Source organism: Geminicoccus harenae, from assembly GCF_019800005.1.
GTDB classification, from domain to species: Bacteria; Pseudomonadota; Alphaproteobacteria; order Geminicoccales; family Geminicoccaceae; genus Geminicoccus; species Geminicoccus harenae.
In genome coordinates, this window is the sequence record NZ_JABGCL010000040.1 from 1 (window position 1) to 17,520 (window position 17,520).

The window sequence follows — 17,520 nt, forward strand, 5'->3', positions numbered from 1 at the left end:
CCCAGCACCAGCGCTCGCGCCCGCACCCCGGCAGCCGCACGGCGCAGCACCACCACCCCGCAGCCCTCGGCATGGGCGAAGCCGTCGGCCGCGGCGTCGAATGGCCGGCAGCGCGACGAGGGTGAGGTGGCGCCGAGCTTGCTGCTGGCGACCAGGCCCAGCGGGGACAGGAGGAGATGGACGCCGGCGGCGATCGCCAGGTCGCACTCGCCGTTGCGCAGCGACTGCATGGCGAGGTGGACGGCGACCAGGGAGGACGAGCAGGCGGTGTCGACCGCCATGGCCGGGCCGGTGAAGCCGAAGGTGAAGGAGATCCGTCCGGCCGCGATGCTGGTATGGGTGCCGCTCGCCGACCAGCCGCCGATCGCGGCAGGCTCCGGCGAGCCGCGGCCGATCAGGCCGTAATTGTTGTTGTAGAGGCCGACGAACACGCCGACCCGGCCGCCATGGCTCGGATGGCCGAGCTCGCCGGCATCTTCCAGCGCCTGCCAGACGGTCTCGAGCAGGATCCGCTGCTGCGGGTCCATCGCCTCCGCCTCGCGCGGGCTGATGCCGAAATGCGCGGCGTCGAACCGGTCGATCCGGCCGAGCATGCCGGCTTCGCGCTGCCGGGTCTTGCCCGGTGCCGTCGGATCAGGGTCATACCAGGAGCGATGGTCCCACCGCTCGGGCGGGATCGGCGTCACCGCATCGGTGCCGGAGGCCAGCAGGTTCCAGAGGTCCCCGGCGCCGTCCTCGGCACCGGGTAGCCGGCAGGCCATGCCTACCACCGCAATGGGCGCTGAGCGTCCAGTTGCGCCAGCGTCCATCGGCCTCGCCCTCCCAGGATACTTTTGAGGCGCCTGCAGCCGCACGTAGAAGACGGCCGGTTTCACCAATTCTGCCCTAATTCGTCTAAATTATAACTCTGCTTCCGGCAACCATGCAGTCCCTGATCGGTTTTCTGGTGTTACAATTATCATAGGCCCGCGCAGTCGGAGGCAGCGCCGCCAGGCGGCGAGTGCTGCCGCAGGCTGGTGGACCGGCAGGTCGCCATCCCGCCAGCGGTTGGCCGCCCCCGCCATTCCGGTCGCTTCCCAGGCACCCCAGGCGACCGCCAGGGCTGGCAGTCCTGCGGCCATGCGCTCCTGGGCGATGGCCGAGAGCACTGCGTTGGCGGCGGCATAGGCACCGGCACCGGTCAGCCCGGCCAGCATGGTGAGCGAGCCGAACAGCATGAAATGCTCGATCGGCAGGCCCCGGCTCGCCCGATCGAGATGCCTTGCACCGTCGACCTTGGCCCTAAAGGCCGGGAGCATGGCTGCCACTTCCTGACTGGCCAGGAGACCATCGGCAGTGACGCCAGCCAAGTGGAAGATGCCGCGCAGCGGTGGCCCGGCTGCGGCGAGGTCACGCAGGAGCACATCGACCTGATCGCCGTCGGCCAGGTCGCAGGCACGTGAGCTCAGGCGTGGATTCGGTTCGAAATCGTCCGGCAGGCGGCCCTGCCGGCTCGCCAGCACGACCCGGCCGGCCTCCGCTGCCAGCAGCTCGCGCACGATCATCCGGCCGATCCCGCCACTGCCGCCGGTCACCAGATAGGTTCCATCAGCCCGGATCGGGGCGGGGTCGGGCCGGCTGGCCGCCGGTTGGAATCGGCGGGCGAGGCGGGCACCGTCCTGCAGCAGCACGACCGGCTCGTCGCCCTCGCGGTCGAGTTCGCCCGCCAGCGCCGCGGCCGGATCGGCAAGCCCATCAGGGAGAAGGATCCGGCGTGGCCGCAGGCCTGGATACTCGATCCGTGCGGTGGCGATCAGCCCGTCGAGCAGCGCCGCTTCCGCGTCCTGCTCCCGGCAGACCCAGACCATCCTGGCCGACGTGCCGAGGCAGCGGCGCAGCTCGGCGGAGAATTGCTGGAGCAGCCGGCAGCGGCGGGCCTCACCTTCGTCCGGCAGGCTGTCCAGGGGCCGCAGGTCGAGCAGGTCGTCACCGGGCGGCAGGCGTTCGCGCAATGAGGCGGCGCATATGCTCTCGCCCAGCACGCGCCAGCCGCCCGAACCGACGGACGACAGGGCAGGCAGGGTGACCCAGGCGGGTGCCAGCAGGTCGAGCTCGCTGGCCGGCGCGGCTGCCGGGGTGCTCCGGGCGCTATCCTGGACCATGGCCGGCGCGGCCTGCTGCTGCAGCGTGTCGGCGGCGGCTCGCAGGTTCGCATGACTGTAGACGAAGGTCCGCGGCACCGGCCGGCCGGACGCCCGGCCGATCGCCTGGGCGAACTCGATCGCCATCAAGGAATCGATGCCGAGCGACAGGAGCGGCGCGTCGGGGTCGAGCAGCTCGGGCCGTGCGACGCCGACGATCGGCGCCAGCAGCGCCTGCAGGCCGGCGATGTCCAGGCTGGCCCGGGCGGTGCCGGGAGCATCCTGGCCCGTCCCGCCATAGACGGCCCAGTCGATGTCGGCCACGGCGCGCTGCGCAAAGGGCGTGGCCAGCAGTTCCGGCAGGGCTGCCACCAGGGCATCCGGATCGAGCCGGCCGATGCCGTGACGCTGCCAGACCTCGTGCGCGCGCTCGCCCATGCGCTGGCCGATGCCCGCGTCGACCGGGCCGAGATTGAGGCTGAGCCCGGCCAGGCCCATGGCCCGCCGCTCCTGCGCCAGCCGGTCGAGCACCGCGTTCGCCGCGGCATAGGCGCCCTGGCTGGCCGAGGGCAGCAGGCTCACGATCGAGGAGAACAGGACGAAATGGTCGAGCCGGTCGCGGCCGGGCCGCCGCCCGGCTGTCAGGCGGTGCAGGACCAGGGCGCCGCCGGCCTTGGCGTCCAGCACCCTTGCGATCCGCTGCGGGTCCAGGCTGGCGACTGGCCCGTCCTCGACGAGTGCTGCTGCATGGAACACGCCACGCAGCGGGTGCTCGGGCGTGTCGATCCGGCGGATCAGGGCCGCCACCGCCGCTTCGTCGCCGAGGTCGGCCCGGACCGCCAAGCCGTTGGGCACCGGTGGCGGCTCAGCCAGGTCGAGCATTGCCACCAGCGCCGCGCCTTCGGCCGCCAGCCAGCGTGCAATCCGCTGGCCCAGCGCGCCGGCAGCACCGGTGACGAGATAGCTGGCGCGCGGCTCGATCCGGACGCGGGGCGGCTCGCGCAGGACCAGGACGCTCCGGCCGATCCCCTCGCCCACCGAGGCGATCGCCTCGGCCAGGTCCGTGCGCGCCACCGGGCGGCAGGGTAGTGCCGGGAACGTGTCGAGCCTGGCGAGGCGGGCGGCACGCACCGCCTCTGGCTGCCGGTCCAGGTCGAAGCCGTGCTCGCCGGTGCCGGTCAGGTCGACGATCCGCCGGGCCGGCAGTTCCGCCGCCAGTGTCGGGCCGAACGCCCCGATCGCCAGGTCGGCGGGAGCCGGCAGCCTCCAGCCGGCGCGATCTCGGCTGTCGGCCAGCGCTTCCAGGCCGAGTGCCCGCAAGGCGGGCTGCTTCGCCGGGCTGGCGGTGGCCTGGACCGAGGCGCCGGCGGCACGTGCGACCTCGACGGCCGCCAGGCCCGTGGCGCCCGCGGCCTGATGCACCAGCACCGTTCCGCCGGGCTCCGCGTCACCGAATGCGGCCAGGGCGGTGACGTAGGCCAGCGGCATGGCAGCTGCCGCCACCAGATCCATTCGTGGCGCCGGCCGGACCAGGGCCACGGGGACCAGGACCTGGTCGCTCAGGGCCGGCTGCGCGAGCGCCACCACCGCGTCCCCGGGCGCCAGACCGGCCACCCCGGCGCCGGTGGCCCGCACCGTTCCGGCGAGGTCGGCGCCGAGCGGCAGGTTGGCCGGGCGCAGGCCCAGCGCCACCAGCCGGTCGCGGAAGTTCAGGCCTGCTGCCACCACCTCGATCAGGACATGGCCGGCTGGCACCTCGTCGGCGGGCGGGAGCGGCTCCCACCCGACCTGCGGTGGCGCGCCCGTGGCTTGCAGCACGGCGCGGCTCGGTGGGCCGGCTTCGGTCCCAGCCATCGGGCGCAGCCGCCGAGCAAGGCGGCGGCCATGGCGCCAGGCCACCTCGCGCGCATCCGAGGCCCGGCATTCCAGCGCCAGCAGGTCGGCCTGCGCCGCAACCGGCCTGGCCGGGTCGAGATCGACCAGCCGGCAGGCGCGTTCGGGCTGCTCCGCGGCGATCGCCTGGGCCAGCCCCCACAGGGCGGCGCCGCCCAGGCTGCCCGGCCATTCCACGCCGCGGCCGGTCGCGACAGCACCCTGGGTGACGACCAGCAGCCGACCGCGCACCCCTTCCAGGCCGCGCACCAGTTCGCTGAGCCAAGCGACCGCGGCCTCCGGGTCCAGTTCCGGGGCGATCGCCAGCAGGAGCGGATCGGTCGCTGCCTGGAGTAGGCTGCGGGCCTGTTCGACCGAGCTGACCGCGGGCCAGGGCAGGTCGCTCCGGCCGAAGACGGCAGTCGGCGCACCGGGCGACGTGGGCGGTGCCAGCCGGTCCCACTCAATCTCCTGACCGAACCGCTCGAGCAGGCCCTGCCGCCGGGCAAATCGCGCCCCTTCCACCAGCGCCAGCGGCATGCCGTCGGCGCCGAGCACGCCGAAATCCGCGGTGATGACGCCGCCGCCTTCCCGGATCCGGAGCCAGGCTCGGTCCGCCACTTCATCCGGCGCGGCGCGGCATAAGGCGGCGCAGCCGGCCAGCATGGGCGGGCGGCGCTCGACATCGGATGCCAGCGCATAAAGGAGCTGGGCTGCCGCCTCGATGACGCCGGGCTCCCCCAGGGTGAGGCCGGGCAGGAGCCTGCCGGTGGCGCAGCCGTCGCCATGGATGCGGATCTCGGCCAGGCAGCGTGCCTGCGGGCCGTAGCGGAAGCCGGCCGCCTCGATGCGGCGATAGAGCTGATCGGCGGACAGCCTGGTCCCGCCGGACAGGGGCAGTGAAGGCGGCGCCAGGCCAGACCCGGCTGCGCTGCGTGCTGCCAGATGGAGGGTCCAGGCAGCGCCTGCCTCGTCCCGGCTCTCCAGCAGCGTCTCGCCGCCCGCCTGGCGCCAGCGGATCTCGCGGGGTGCCTCGACCTGGAGCGGCTGCTTGAAGCGCATCGCCTCCAGGCGGCCCGCCTGCGGCAGCAGGTGCAGCAGTACGCCCAGATGGGCGAGCCCGCCCGTGCCGGCCAGGAGCGGATCGTCCGGATGGAGCAGCCGCACTAGCGCGGGCGCCCCCGGCAGCGGGAAGCGCTGGCGGCGGAAGACCGGTGGCGGGAGGGCCGGCCTGGTGTTCCCGGCAGGGGGCGGAGCGCGCTCCAGCACCAGATGGGCATTGCTGCCGCTGAACCCGAACGAGCTGACGCCGACGCGCGCGATGCCCGGCACCGGCCGGGTCGGGACCTCGAAGTCCAGGCCGGGCGTGCCGATCTCCGGGTTGAGCTGGCGGAAATGGAGATTGGGCGGTGCGGTGTCGTGGACGAGGGCCTGGACCGCCCTGATCAGGCCGGCCATGCCGGCCGCGGCCTCGGCATGGCCGATCACGCTCTTGACCGTGCCGACCAGGAGCGGCCGGTCGCGCCCGGCGAACACGCCGGCCAGCGCCTGCGCCTCGATCACGTCGCCGAGCGGCGTGCCGCTGCCATGCGCCTCGATCAGGTCGATCGCGTCGGGGATGAGGTCGGCATCGGCCAGGGCCGCCCGGATCACCGCCATCTGGGCGGGGCCGTTGGGCGCGGTGAGGCCGGCACTGCGGCCATCCTGGTTGACCGCCGAGCCGCGGATCACGGCGTGGAGCCGGTCGCCCTGTGCCCCGGCATCGGCGAGGCGGCGCAGCACCACCACGCCCACCCCTTCCGCGCGACCATAGCCGTCCGCGGCGGCGTCGAAGCTCTTGCAGCGGCCGTCCTTCGCCAGCATCCCGGCCTCGGCGAAGCTCCGGCTGAGCTCCTCCGACAGCATCAGACTGACCCCGCCGACCAGCGCCAGGTCGCATTCGCCGGCGCGCAGGGCCCGGACGGCCAGATGCGCCGCGGTGAGCGAGGAGGAGCAGGCCGTGTCGATCGTCAGGCACGGCCCCTTCAGGTCCAGCGCGTAGGCGATCCGGCCGGCGGCGACCGCGGGGCTGGTGCCGCTGCCATAGAAGCGGTCGACGCCGCTGCCGAGCGTGCGGCGGGCGAAGTCGCTGGTGGCAAGGCCTACGAACACGCCGGTGCGGCTGCCGCGCAGGCTCACCGGATCGATGCCGGCATCGGCGAGCGCCTGCCAGACCGTCTCCAGCAGGAGGCGGTGCTGGGGGTCCATCGCCTGCGCCTCGCGCGGCGTGATCTCGAAGAAGGCCGGGTCGAAGCTCTCCACGTCGTGGAGAAAGCCCCCCAGTGGCGGGCCGTCGCTGGCAGCACGCCCGGGCGGCACCGGCCCGATCGGGTCACGGCCGGCGAGGAGCATGTCCCAGAACGAGCGGGGATCGTCGGCGCCGGGAAAGCGGCAGGCCATGCCGATGACCGCGACCGGCGGGTGCCGCTCGCCCTGGAGCGTGGCGAGCCGGCCCTTCAGGCTGCGGATCTCCAGAAGGGCACGCTTGAGCAGTTCGCGCGTGTCGGGGGCGGGCTCGCTCAAGCGGACGACTCCAGCTCACTCGCAAGCAGGGCGGCGAGATCGTCCTCCACCAGCCGGTCCAGCTCGTCGCCCTCGGGGAAGAGCAGACCATGGAGATGCGCCGCCAGCGCCTCCAGGGTCGGGTAGTCGAAGGCCAGGCTGGCGGGCAGGTCCAGCCTCAGTGCCTGCGCCAGCTCGTTGCGGAAGCTCACTGCCAGGAGGGAATCCAGGCCCAGCTCGCGCAGGGCCCGTCCGCGGTCGAGCCGCGTGCCCTCGGCAAAGCCCAGCAGGCGGCAGGCCATCTCGCTGAGCTCGCCGGTCAGCAGCTCGATGCGCCGGTCGGCCGGTGCTTCCTCCAGCCGTACACGGAGGCCCGTCGCGGCAGGTACCCGTTCCGCCGGCTGCGCGTCGTGGCGGTCCATCACCACCGTCAGGCCCCCGCCTTCCATAAGTGCAGCCAGGGCGGCGGCCGCGGCGGCATCGGGCGGCATCGCCCGGTAGCCCGTCGCCAGCAGCCGGCCCTGGTGCAGCGGCGCCAAGGCAGCGAACATCCCGCCCTGCCAGGGGCCGAATGCCAGCACCGTGGCCGGCAGGCCGCTGGCCCGGCGCGCCCGGGCCAAGCCTTCCAGCCAGGCATTGGCGGCGGCATAGGCGCCCTGGCCGGCGGCACCGGCATGGGCGACCGCCGAGGAGATCAGCACGAACGCGTCGAGCCGGCGGTCGCGGGTCAGCGCATCCAGGTGGCGGGCGCCCTCCAACTTGGCGTGGAAGGTGGCGGCGGTGCCGGCCTCGTCGAGGCTGGCCAGGGGCGCATCCTGGACGGCACCGGCGGCATGGACGATGCCCCGCATGTCCGGGAGATCGGCCAGCAGGCGCGCCACGGCGGCGCGGTCGCCGACATCGAGCGCCACGGTCTCGAAGTCGCTTTCGGCCCCGGGGCGGCGGCCGGCCAGGACGATGCGCGTGGCGCCCTGTTGCCGGAGCATCCGGGCAATCGCCCCGCCCACGGCACCGGTCCCGCCGGTGACCAGCCAGGTGCCGCCCGGGATGCGGCGCCCCGGCCAGACCAGCACCGTCTTGCCGATCGTGCGGCCCTGCGCCAGGGCGGCGAACGCTTCGCCCGCAGCAGCCGGGCCGGCCTCGCTGTGCGGCAGCGGCTGGATGATACCGGCGGCCAGGAGGTCCAGGATCCGGCCCATCCGCGTGCGGAACCAGGCAGGATCGGCGGCCAGCGGCTGCTCCAGGTCGTAGTGGAAATGCCGGGCACCGGGCGGCAGGTCGGGTGCCGGCGCATTGCCGAGCTCGATGAAGCTGCCGCCCTCGCGCAACAGGCCGGCGGACGCTGCTGCGATGGCGCTGTTCTGGGCATGGAGCACGAGGTCGACGCCGGCTCCACCGCTCCATTCCCGCACGGCGGCGACGAAGCTCGTGTCGCGCGAGGAGGCGGTGGCTTCGGCACCGAGGCGGCGTGCCCAGACCTGCTTGCCGGGGCTGGCGGTGGCGAAGACCTGCGCGCCCTGCCAGCGGGCGAGCTGGATCGCGGCCATGCCGACCCCGCCGGCACCGGCATGGATCAGGACACGCCGGCCCGGCTGCAGCCCGGCCAGATCGATCAGCCCGTGCCAGGCGGTGAGGAAGGCGATCGGCAGGGTGGCGCCGGCTTCCGGCGAGAGTCCGGCCGGCAGGCGGATGCAGCGGCTGGCCGGCAGGGTGAGCTGGCTGGCATGGGCGCCGCTCGCGAACAGGAGGACCCGGTCGCCGGGCACCAGGTCCTGGACGCCCCGTCCGGCCAGGACCACCTCGGCGGCCGCTTCCAGGCCCAGCGCATCGCCGGCGACCCGGCCCAGGGCGGTCAGCGTGTCCTTGAAGTTCAGGCCGCTCGCCAGGACGCGGACCTGCACCTCGCCCTCGCCCGGCGGACGCGGCTCGGATGGCGCCAGCTCCAGCGCTTCCAGCCTGCCGGCCGTGCCGGCGCGGAGGTGACGGGCACCGTCCAGGGATGGCGGCAGGCGGACCAGTTCCGGCAGGTAGAGGGTGCCGCCGCGCAGCGCCAGGCAAGGGTGGGCGGACAGCAGCCGGTCCGGCAGGCGGTCGTCCACGGGGTCCAGGTCGATCCAGGCGCAGCGCAGCTCCGGATGCTCGGCGGCGATGGTCGGCGCCAGGCCGGCCAGGATGGCAGCCGCCGGCGGCTCGCCCGGCAGGACCGGCGGGGCTGCCGCCGCACCGCGGCTCACCAGCAGGAGGCGCGGCGGGTGCGCCCGCGCGGCCAGTGACCGGACCAGCTCGGCCGTCTCGTGGAGGCAGGAGCGCGGGTCGGCTGCCGTCATCGGCCGCAGGTCGATCACGCCCGCCGCATCCTCCGGCACCGGGCCGGCGTTCCGGGTCAGGACATGCCAGTCCGGGCCGGGCAAGGCGAGGTCGTCCGGGGTCGGGCGCCAGCGCAGCTCGTGCAGCCAGTTCCGGTGCCGGCTGCCGATCCGGCGGAAGCGCACGTCCGAGAACCACACCACGGTCTGGCCGTCCGGGCCGAGCAGCCAGGCCTCGCCGGTCGCATCCTCCCGGTCGAGCCGCACCAGCCGGGCACGGCATTGGCTGGCCGTGCCGCCGACCCAGCCGAACCCGCCGATCACGGCGGGAAGCCAGGTTTCCTCCTGCGGCAGGAGCGAGGTCAGGGTCTGCAGGGCGTGGTCGAGCAGGGCAGGGTCGGGCTGGAGGGCGGTGGCCGCAGGCAATGCAGCCAGCTCGGCTTCGGCCAGACCCTCGCCGCGGCGCAGTGCCTGGATCCGGCCGAAGGCGCTGCCGAAGGCGAAGCCGCGCCTGGCCAGCTCGTCCTGGTGGCCAGCCGCATCGAGCAGGTCCGCGGCCGGCACGGCTGCCGGGGGCGGCGGAGCCTCCGGCAGCGGGACCGGGCGCGCCCTGCAGGTACGGCGCCAGTCCCCGGCCTCTTCGGCGAACAGCTCGACCTGCCCCCCTTCCGCCTGGACCAGCTGGATGGCGCGCCCGTCCGCGGGCACGTCCAGCCGTTCCAGGAGCTCGACATCCTGCAGCGCCGGCGTGCCCGCCGCGGCGCACAGGGCGAGAAAACCGGTGGCGGGCAGGATCGTGGCCCCGTCGACCCGGTGGTCGCGGATCCAGTCGAGGTCCTGGGTCAGGCGGCCGGTGCGGACGGTGAGCCCGGTGCCGGCAATCCGTTGCGGCGGGCCCAGCACGGGCGTGGCGGCCGTTTCCGCGACGTCCGGGAGCCAGTGGCGCTCGCGGGCGAACGGATAGGTCGGCAGCGGTATACGGCTCCCGCACGTGGGCGGGAGGTCTGGCAGCGGCCGGTCGGAGGGGTCCAGCCGTTCCAACTCGGCGGGGGTGCGGGCGATCGCCCACCAGGGGAGCCGGGCGCGGCCGACTGCCATGCTGTGGCAGGCGTCGCCGAGCGGGATCGCATGGCGGGCGAGGTAGGCTGCGAGGGCTTGGCCCAGCCGGCGGACGGCTTCGGGCGTGGCGCCGGTCACGAGCAGCTGGCCGTCACCTTCCGCCGCCGGGGCGGCCGGGCGTACCGGCGGTACTTCCAGCACGACATGGACATTGGTGCCGCTGGCGCCGAACGCGCTGATCCCGGCGCGCGGTGGATCGACCGGCCAGGGAGTGGCCACGGTCGGCACCTGGATCGGCGTGGCGCTCGCCGCCACGTGCGGGTTGAGCCGGGTGAAGTGCAGATGCGGCGGGACGCTCGGACGGCGCAGGGCCAGGGCCGCCTTGATCACGCCCGCGATCCCGGCTGCCGCCTCGGCATGGCCGAAATTGGTCTTCACCGAGCCCACCAGGAGCGGGGTGGCGCGGCCCCCGAACACATTGCCCAGCGCGTCGAGCTCGATCGGGTCGCCGAGCTTCGTGCCGGTGCCATGGGCCTCGATCATGCCGATCGCTTCGGGCTGGATGCGGGCGTCCGCCAGGGCGGCGCGGATCACTGCCTCCTGGGCCAGCCCGTTGGGCGCGGTGAAGCCGGAGCTGCGGCCGTCATGGTTCACGGCACTGCCGCGCACCACCGCGATCACCGGATCGTCGTCGGCGAGCGCCTGGGCCAGGGGCTTGAGCACCACGACGCCGCAGCCCTCGGCGCGGACATAGCCGTCCGCAGCAGCGTCGAAGGTCTTGCAGCGCCCGTCCGGTGCCAGCAGGCCGGCGCGCGACAGGATAACCGAGCCTTCGGGCGCCAGCAGCAGGTTGACGCCGGCGGCGATGGCGAGGCTGGCCTCGCCACCGCGTAGGGCCCGCACCGCCAGGTGGAAGGCCACCAGCGAGGAGGAGCAGGCCGTGTCGACCACCACCGCCGGGCCTTCCGTGCCCAGCAGGTGGGCGACCCGCCCGGCCAGCGTGTTGCTCGGCTGGCCGGTCAGGCTGTGGCCGTCCAGGCTGGCGGCACCGGCCTTGCGCGCCAGCGCCGCATAGTCGCTGCCGGTGGCACCCACATAGATCGCGGTGGCGCTGCCCTGGAGGCGGTCCGGTGCGATCACCGCATGTTCCAGCGCTTCCCAGACGGTCTCCAGCAGCAGGCGCTGCTGCGGGTCCATCTGTGCCGCCTCGCGCGGGCTGATCCCGAAGAAGCCGGCGTCGAACCGGTCGACCTCCGCGATGAAGCCGCCGAAGCGGCTGGCGATCCGGCCAGGCCGGGCCGGATCGGGGTCGTACCACTGGTCGATGGGCCAGCGCTCGGGCGGGACCTCGCGGATCAGGTCCATCCCGCCCCACACGGCTTCGGCGAATGCGTCCGGGCCATGGATGCCGGGAAAGCGGCAGCCGATGCCGATGATGGCGATGGCGTCACCCGCCTCTGCCGCGGGTGCCGCGGACCGCGCACCGCCCTCCCCGGCCAGCCAGCGCTCCAGTGCCGCCACCGAGGGGTGGGCGAACAGGACGGAGGCCGGCACCGGCCGGCCGGACAGTTCCTCCAGCCGGCGGCGCAGGGCCAGGGCCATCAGGGAGTCCAGCCCCTGCTCGAACAGGCCGCGCTGCGGATCGAACCGGGCAGGATCGGCATGGCCCAGCAGTTCGGCCACGAGCTGGCGCAGATCCTGGACGGGTCGGAGCGCTGGCCGGCCGGCTTCCGGCTGCGCATCCACCGGCAGCGGTGCCGGCCGCAGCCGGTCGAACAAAGGATGGCGGCGCCGCGCCTCGATCGTGCCGAGGAAGCGGGTCCAGTCCACCCGTGCCAGCACGAGCGTGGCGAGGCCGGCTGCCGCCGCGTCCAGCCCGGCGCGGCAGACTGCCGGCAGGGGCAGGGCGTGGAGGCCCGCCGCCTCCAGGGCGGCCGCCTCGTCCGCCGCGAGCAGGCCGGTCTCGGCGAGGCGGCCGAGCGCCAGGCTGGTGGCGGGCAGACCCTGCGCCCGGGCATCGGCTGCCCAGGCGTCCAGCGCGGCATTGGCGGCGGCATAGCCCGGATTGTCGCGCACGCCCCAGATGCCGGCTGCCGAGGAGGCGAGCAGGAGGAAGTCCGGGCGATGCGGCGCGGCCACCTCCGCCAGCGTGCGGGCGATCGCGAGCTTGGCCGCGACCAGCTCGCCGGCCCCGCCCACGGCACTGCCGGCGGCATGGACGAGGCCGGCCACGGGACGATCAATCTGGCCGGCCAGCCCGGATGCGGCGTCCGCGGCGGTCAGGTCGAGCCGGGCCAGGCGGATCTCCGCGCCGGCGGTGCGCAGGCGGTCCAGCCACGGGGCCTCGGTGATGGAGCGGCCGACCAGCAGCAGGCGGCGGGCCCCCTGCTCGACCAGCCAGGCGGCGAAGGCGCGGCCGAGCATGCCCTGCCCGCCGGCGATCACGTAGAGCCCGTCCGCCTGGACGGGCAATGTCCCGGTCAGCGGCTCGTCCCGGGGCAGCAGGCGGGCGACCTGGCGCGTTCCGGCGACAAGCCGCACCCGGTCCTCCGCCCCGCCGGCCTCCAGCTCGGCCAGGAGCAGCGCGAGGCTGGCCTCGTCCCGGTCCAGCAGCTCGATCGCGCTGGCGGCAGTTTCCGGCCGGTCCAGCGCCCGTGCGGCGAAGGCGCCGCGCAGCCCCGCCTCGTCCCGCTCGTGGACCAGCCAGCGGCGGGCCGCGTCGTCCTGGGCGAGCGCCTGGACCTGGGCGTCGACATCGCCACTACCTGCCACCACGACCAGGTCGGTCACCGGACCCTCGCCCGGAAGCGCTTCGCTCAGCCGGCTGGCGAGCGGCCCCTGACCCAGGATGCAGAAGCTCCGGCCGGATGGCCGGCGCGCCACCACCACGGCATGGGCATCGCCATCGGTGGCGACCGCTACCGGCTGGAGGCCGGTATCCGTGACCAGCCGGCGCCAGGACGGTGCGTCCAGCAGCGCATGGTCCGGTCGGCGCGGGTCGCCCTGGTAGCGCCACCAGCCCTCGGTCGTGCCGAACACGAGGTCGATCCAGGCAGGTGCCCGCGCCAGCTCCACCAGGGCCAGATGGCCGCACGGGGCGAGCTGGCTAGCGGCGGCTGCGATGCTGGCGCCGATATCGGCGGTAGCATGGACGGCATTGGCCGCGACCACGAGGTCGAAGCTGCCGAGCGGCAGGTCGCCGGCCTCCAGGTCGAACAGGCCGGTCCGGAAACCCGGCCTCTTGCCGAACTGCGCCTCGCCCCAGGCGAGGAAGGCCGGGGACAGGTCGGTATAGAGATAGTCGAGCTCGATCCCGTCCAGGGCGCGCAGGAGATGGCGGGTCAGCCCGCCCGTGCCGGCACCAATCTCCAGGACCCGAAGCTGGCCGCCGCGGCGTTCCGCCCAGCCGCGCGCCGCCGCCGCGAGCGCTGCGGCCGGGCCGGCGAACAGCGGCGCCTCGGCGTAGAGGCGCGCCGCCTCGGCGAAATCGCCGCCCGGGAAGAGCAGGTCGAGCGGCTCGACCAGGCCGCGCAGGAGGTCGGCCAGCCGCTCGCCCACGCGGCACAGGAGCCGGAGGTCGGGGCCATCGGCGAGGTCCGCCGCTTCCGCAGGTGCTGGCCAGCTGCGCAGACGCAGGGCCAGGGCGGCATGGCGTGGCGCGATCTCTTTCGGTGCGATCCCGGCCAGGGCCGCCCGCGCGTAGCGCAGCGCCAGGGCGTCCAGTGCCCGGGTGCGGGCGCACTGCCCGGCCGGAGCGGCCAGATCCATGTCCGGCCAGACCGGCGGCGGTGCCGGGACGAAGGCGAGGTCGAGCAGCCAGGCTGGATCGAGCTGTGCCTGGCCACTATCCGGCAGCCAGTGGCGGCTGCGCTCGAACGGGTAGGTCGGGGCGGCGCAGACCCGCCACGGCTCGTCCGCATCGAACAGGCGTCCGTCGATCTCGTCGCCGGCAAGGAACGCCGCGGCGGCGCGATCGAGAAAGGCCGCTTCGTCCTCGCCCGGGGCACGGTGCGGATCGAAGCGGCCGGGTGTCCGGTCGGGCGGCACCTGGGCGATGGGGACGTCGCGGGCGCGCAGCCTGGCCGCGACCTCGGCGCCATCGGCGGCGTGCAGCGCCAGACGCCAGGCGAAGCGTTCCCGGCCGACCAGGGCAGTGTGGCAGAGATCGGGAAAGTCACCGCCCGGCAGTCGCTCCGCCCAGCGCAGGGCCAGTTGCCAGAGCGCTGCCTCGCTGCGCGCGGAAAGGACCAGGAGGTGGCGGCGGCGCTGCCCGGTACGCCGGCCGGCAAAGCGCGCTGCCACGCGGTCGAGTGCTGCCAGCTCGTCCTCGCCGCGCCGCATCAGCGGCAGGACGTCCGCCTCGGGCAGGGTCTGGCGGATCGGCGTGGCGAGCAGGCTGTGCGGGCCGATCTCGACGAACCGGCAGTGGCCGGCAGCACCCAGGCCGGTGATCGCGGCGCAGAAGGCGACCGGCTCGCGCAGGTTGCGGCCCCAGTAGCCGGCATCCAGCACCTCGCCCGCCAGCAGCCCGCCCGTGACGGTGGAGGCGAAGGGCAGATCCGCCGCCCGCGGGCGCAGGCCGACGAGCGCTGCTTCCAGCTGCGGGCGCAACCGCTCCATCTGCGGGCTGTGATAGGCGACCGGGACCCGGACCGGCAGCCCGGTCAGGCCGGCGGCCTCGATCCGTGCCAGGCAGGCATCCACGGCAGCTTGCGTGCCGGAGATCAGGGTGGCCTTCGGCGCGTTCTGCCCGGCGATGGCGACATCCGCGCCGAGCAAGCCCGCGATCGCCTCGGGCTCGGCCATCACCAGGGCCATGGCACCCTGGCCGGCGAGCCCGGCCTGCAGCCGGCTGCGCTCGACCACGATCCGCAGCCCGTCCGCCTCGTCCAGCGCGCCCGCCACCACCGCGGCGGCGATCTCGCCGACGCTGTGGCCGACCACGGCGGCGGGCCGCACGCCCCTTTCCGCGAGGTGCTGCACGGCGCCGAGCTGCCAGGCGTAGAGGGCTGGCTGGGCGAAGGCCGGCTCCTCGATGCGCCCGGCGAGCCGGCCGTCGCCTAAAAGATCGCGGAGCCGCCAGTCGCAGCCGAGCGCCGGCAGCTCGCGGTCCAGGCGCTCGACCAGGGCAGCGAAGCCGGGCGAGCGGGCCAGCAGGTCGCGGCCCATGCCCGGCCACACCCCGCCATTGCCGGAGAACACCAGGACCGGGTCGCCGCCCGCTTCGTCCGCGCGCGGCCGGGCGCGCAGCACGACATGGCAGTTGGTCCCGCCGAAGCCGAACGAGCTGACCCCGGCCGTGGGCGGGTGCGGCCGGTCCGGCCAGGGTTCGGCCCGGTCCTGCACCTGGAGGCCCAGCGCATCGAAGGCGATGTGCGGGCTGGGGGTCTGGAAATGCAGGCTCGGCGGGAGCCGGCGCCGGTCGAGCGCCAGCACGGTCTTGATCAGGCCGGCAGCACCTGCCGCCGCCTCCAGATGGCCGATATTGGTCTTGACCGAGCCGATCCTGAGCCGCGCGGACGGCGGCCGGTCGCGTCCCAGCACGGCGCCCAGCGCGCCAGCCTCGATCGGATCGCCCAGCGCCGTGCCGGTGCCGTGCGCCTCCACATAGTCGATGCTGTCGGGCGAGAGCCGTGCGGCGGCCAGCGCGTCCTCCAGCATGGCGCGCTGCGCGTCGGGATTGGGTGCGGTCAGCCCGTTGCTGGGTCCGTCATTGTTGACGGCGCTGCCCAGGATCACGGCGTAGATGCGGTCACCGTCCGCCTCGGCCCGCGACAGGGGCTTGAGCGCCACCAGGCCGCCGCCCTCGCCGCGGACATAGCCATTGGCCCTTGCGTCGAAGGCCTTGCAGCGGCCGTCCGGTGCCATCGCGCCGAACTTGGTCATGGCGATGGTGCTTTCCGGCGCCAGCACCAGATGGACGCCACCGGCCAGGGCCAGCTCGGATTCGCCGCTGCGCAGGCTCTGGCAGGCCAGGTGCACGGCGACCAGGGCGGAGGAACAGGCGGTGTTGACGGTGAGGCTGGGCCCCTCCAGCCCCAGCGCGTAGGAGATCCGCGCGCTGATAATGCTGGTGTCCTGGCCGGTGGCGGTGTGCTGGACGATTCCCTCGGGTCCCGCCAGGAGCCGGGCATAGTCGGACCACATCGTACCCAGGAACACGCCGGCGCGCCGCCCGGCCAGCAGGGACGGCCGCCAGCCGGCATCCTCGAACGCTTCCCAGGCCAGCTCCAGCGCCAGGCGCTGCTGCGGGTCCATCTGGGCCGCCTCACGCGGGCTGATGCCGAAGAACGCCGCGTCGAACCGGTCGACCCCGTCGAGAAAGCCGCCAAAGCGCGTGCTCATCCGGCCGGGCCGCGCCGGGTCGGGGTCGAACAGACGTCCGATCGGCCAGCGCTCGGCCGGGACCTCGCGGATCGCATCCACGCCATCCATCAGGAGGCGCCAGAACGCTTCCGGATCGGCGGCGCCCGGCACCCGGCAGGACAGGCCGACCGCGGCGATCGGTTCGTCCGGCGGGAGCGGCACCGGCGGCGGGCGCCGCCCCGTCACCTGTTCGCCCGCCAGGTGGCGCGCCAGCCGGTCGAGGGTCGGGTGATCCCAGACGATCGTGGCGGGCAGCGCCCTGCCCAGTGCTCGCCCCAGCGCCTGGATCAGGCTGCGGGCCCCGGCGGAATCCAGCCCGTAGCGGTGGAAGCGCTCGTTCTCGTCGATGGCGGCCGGCGCCAGGCCGAGCTGCCGCGCCAGGGCGCCGCGCAGGAGGGCGCGAAGCTCGGTGGCCGCACCCGACTCGCTCATCCGTGCTGGAGCGCTTCGGCGAGAAGGTCGCCACCCAGCGCGTCGGCCACCGCATCGCGCTGCTCGGCCAGGTAGAAGTGGCCGCCCGGGAAGATCCGCCGCCGCGTTGGCCCGGTCACCAGCCGCGACCAGCCGTCGCTCATCGAGGGTGACGACTGCGTGTCCTGGTCACCGCCATAGAAGGCGAGCCGGCATGGCAGCGGCGGCTCCGGCGTGAAGCGGTAGGTCTCGAACACCGTGAAGTCGGCCTTGAGCGTGGGGAGGAACAGCTCCATCAGCTCCGGCTCCTCCAGGATGACCTGAGGGATGCCGCCATAGCGCGCCTGGATCTCCGCGACGAAGGCCTGGTCGGGCAGGCGATGCAGCGGGGGCTCGTCCAGCACCAGGTCCGGCGCCCGGCGGCCCGACACGATCAGGGCGTCCGGCAAGGGCAGCCCGCGCCGGCGCAGCTCACGCGCCAGCTCGAAGCCCACCAGCGCGCCCATGCTGTGGCCGAACAGGGAAAAGGGCGGTGCCAGCTCCGGCGCCAGCGCATCGGCCAGGGCGGCGACCAGCGTGGTCATCCGGTCATGGGGGCGCTCGCGGAACCGGGATTCCCGGCCGGGCAGCAGAACCGCGCGCAGCTCGACCGGCTCGGGCAGCCGGGCGGCCAGCGGGACGAACATCGAGGCGCCGCCGCCGGCATGGGGCAGGCAGTAGAGCCGGTGGCTCGCGGCCGGGCGCCGGACCGGTACCGAGCACCATGTCCCGCTCAACTTTCGGCTCCCCCCATGGATCGGCGGTGTTCTGCAGTGTGTCGCCGTACAGCTTTATCCTTAGCAGGA

The 17,520-nt window shown here is 74.4% G+C and carries 4 protein-coding genes; all 4 read right to left on the bottom strand.

The genetic code is table 11. From position 1 onward, the window contains the following. Window positions 1-761: beta-ketoacyl [acyl carrier protein] synthase domain-containing protein (locus HLA95_RS23630; protein WP_222184735.1), on the bottom strand; the 761-nt coding region annotated here is incomplete at its 3' end. A gap of 138 nt (window positions 762-899) precedes the next feature. After that, entirely contained in the window at window positions 900-6,554 is a 5,655-nt protein-coding gene (locus tag HLA95_RS23635) for an SDR family NAD(P)-dependent oxidoreductase (RefSeq protein ID WP_222184737.1), read from the bottom strand. Further along, complete coding sequence (locus HLA95_RS23640; RefSeq protein ID WP_222184739.1) at window positions 6,551-16,696, bottom strand: type I polyketide synthase; 10,146 nt, start codon at window positions 16,694-16,696, stop codon at window positions 6,551-6,553. Before HLA95_RS23640 ends, HLA95_RS23635 begins: the two co-directional genes overlap by 4 nt. Continuing rightward, window positions 16,693-17,451: a thioesterase II family protein gene (locus HLA95_RS23645; protein WP_222184741.1), complete on the bottom strand. Its 759-nt coding sequence runs from the start codon at window positions 17,449-17,451 to the stop codon at window positions 16,693-16,695. The genes HLA95_RS23640 and HLA95_RS23645 overlap by 4 nt, the downstream gene beginning before the upstream one ends. Window positions 17,452-17,520 lie beyond the last annotated feature (69 nt).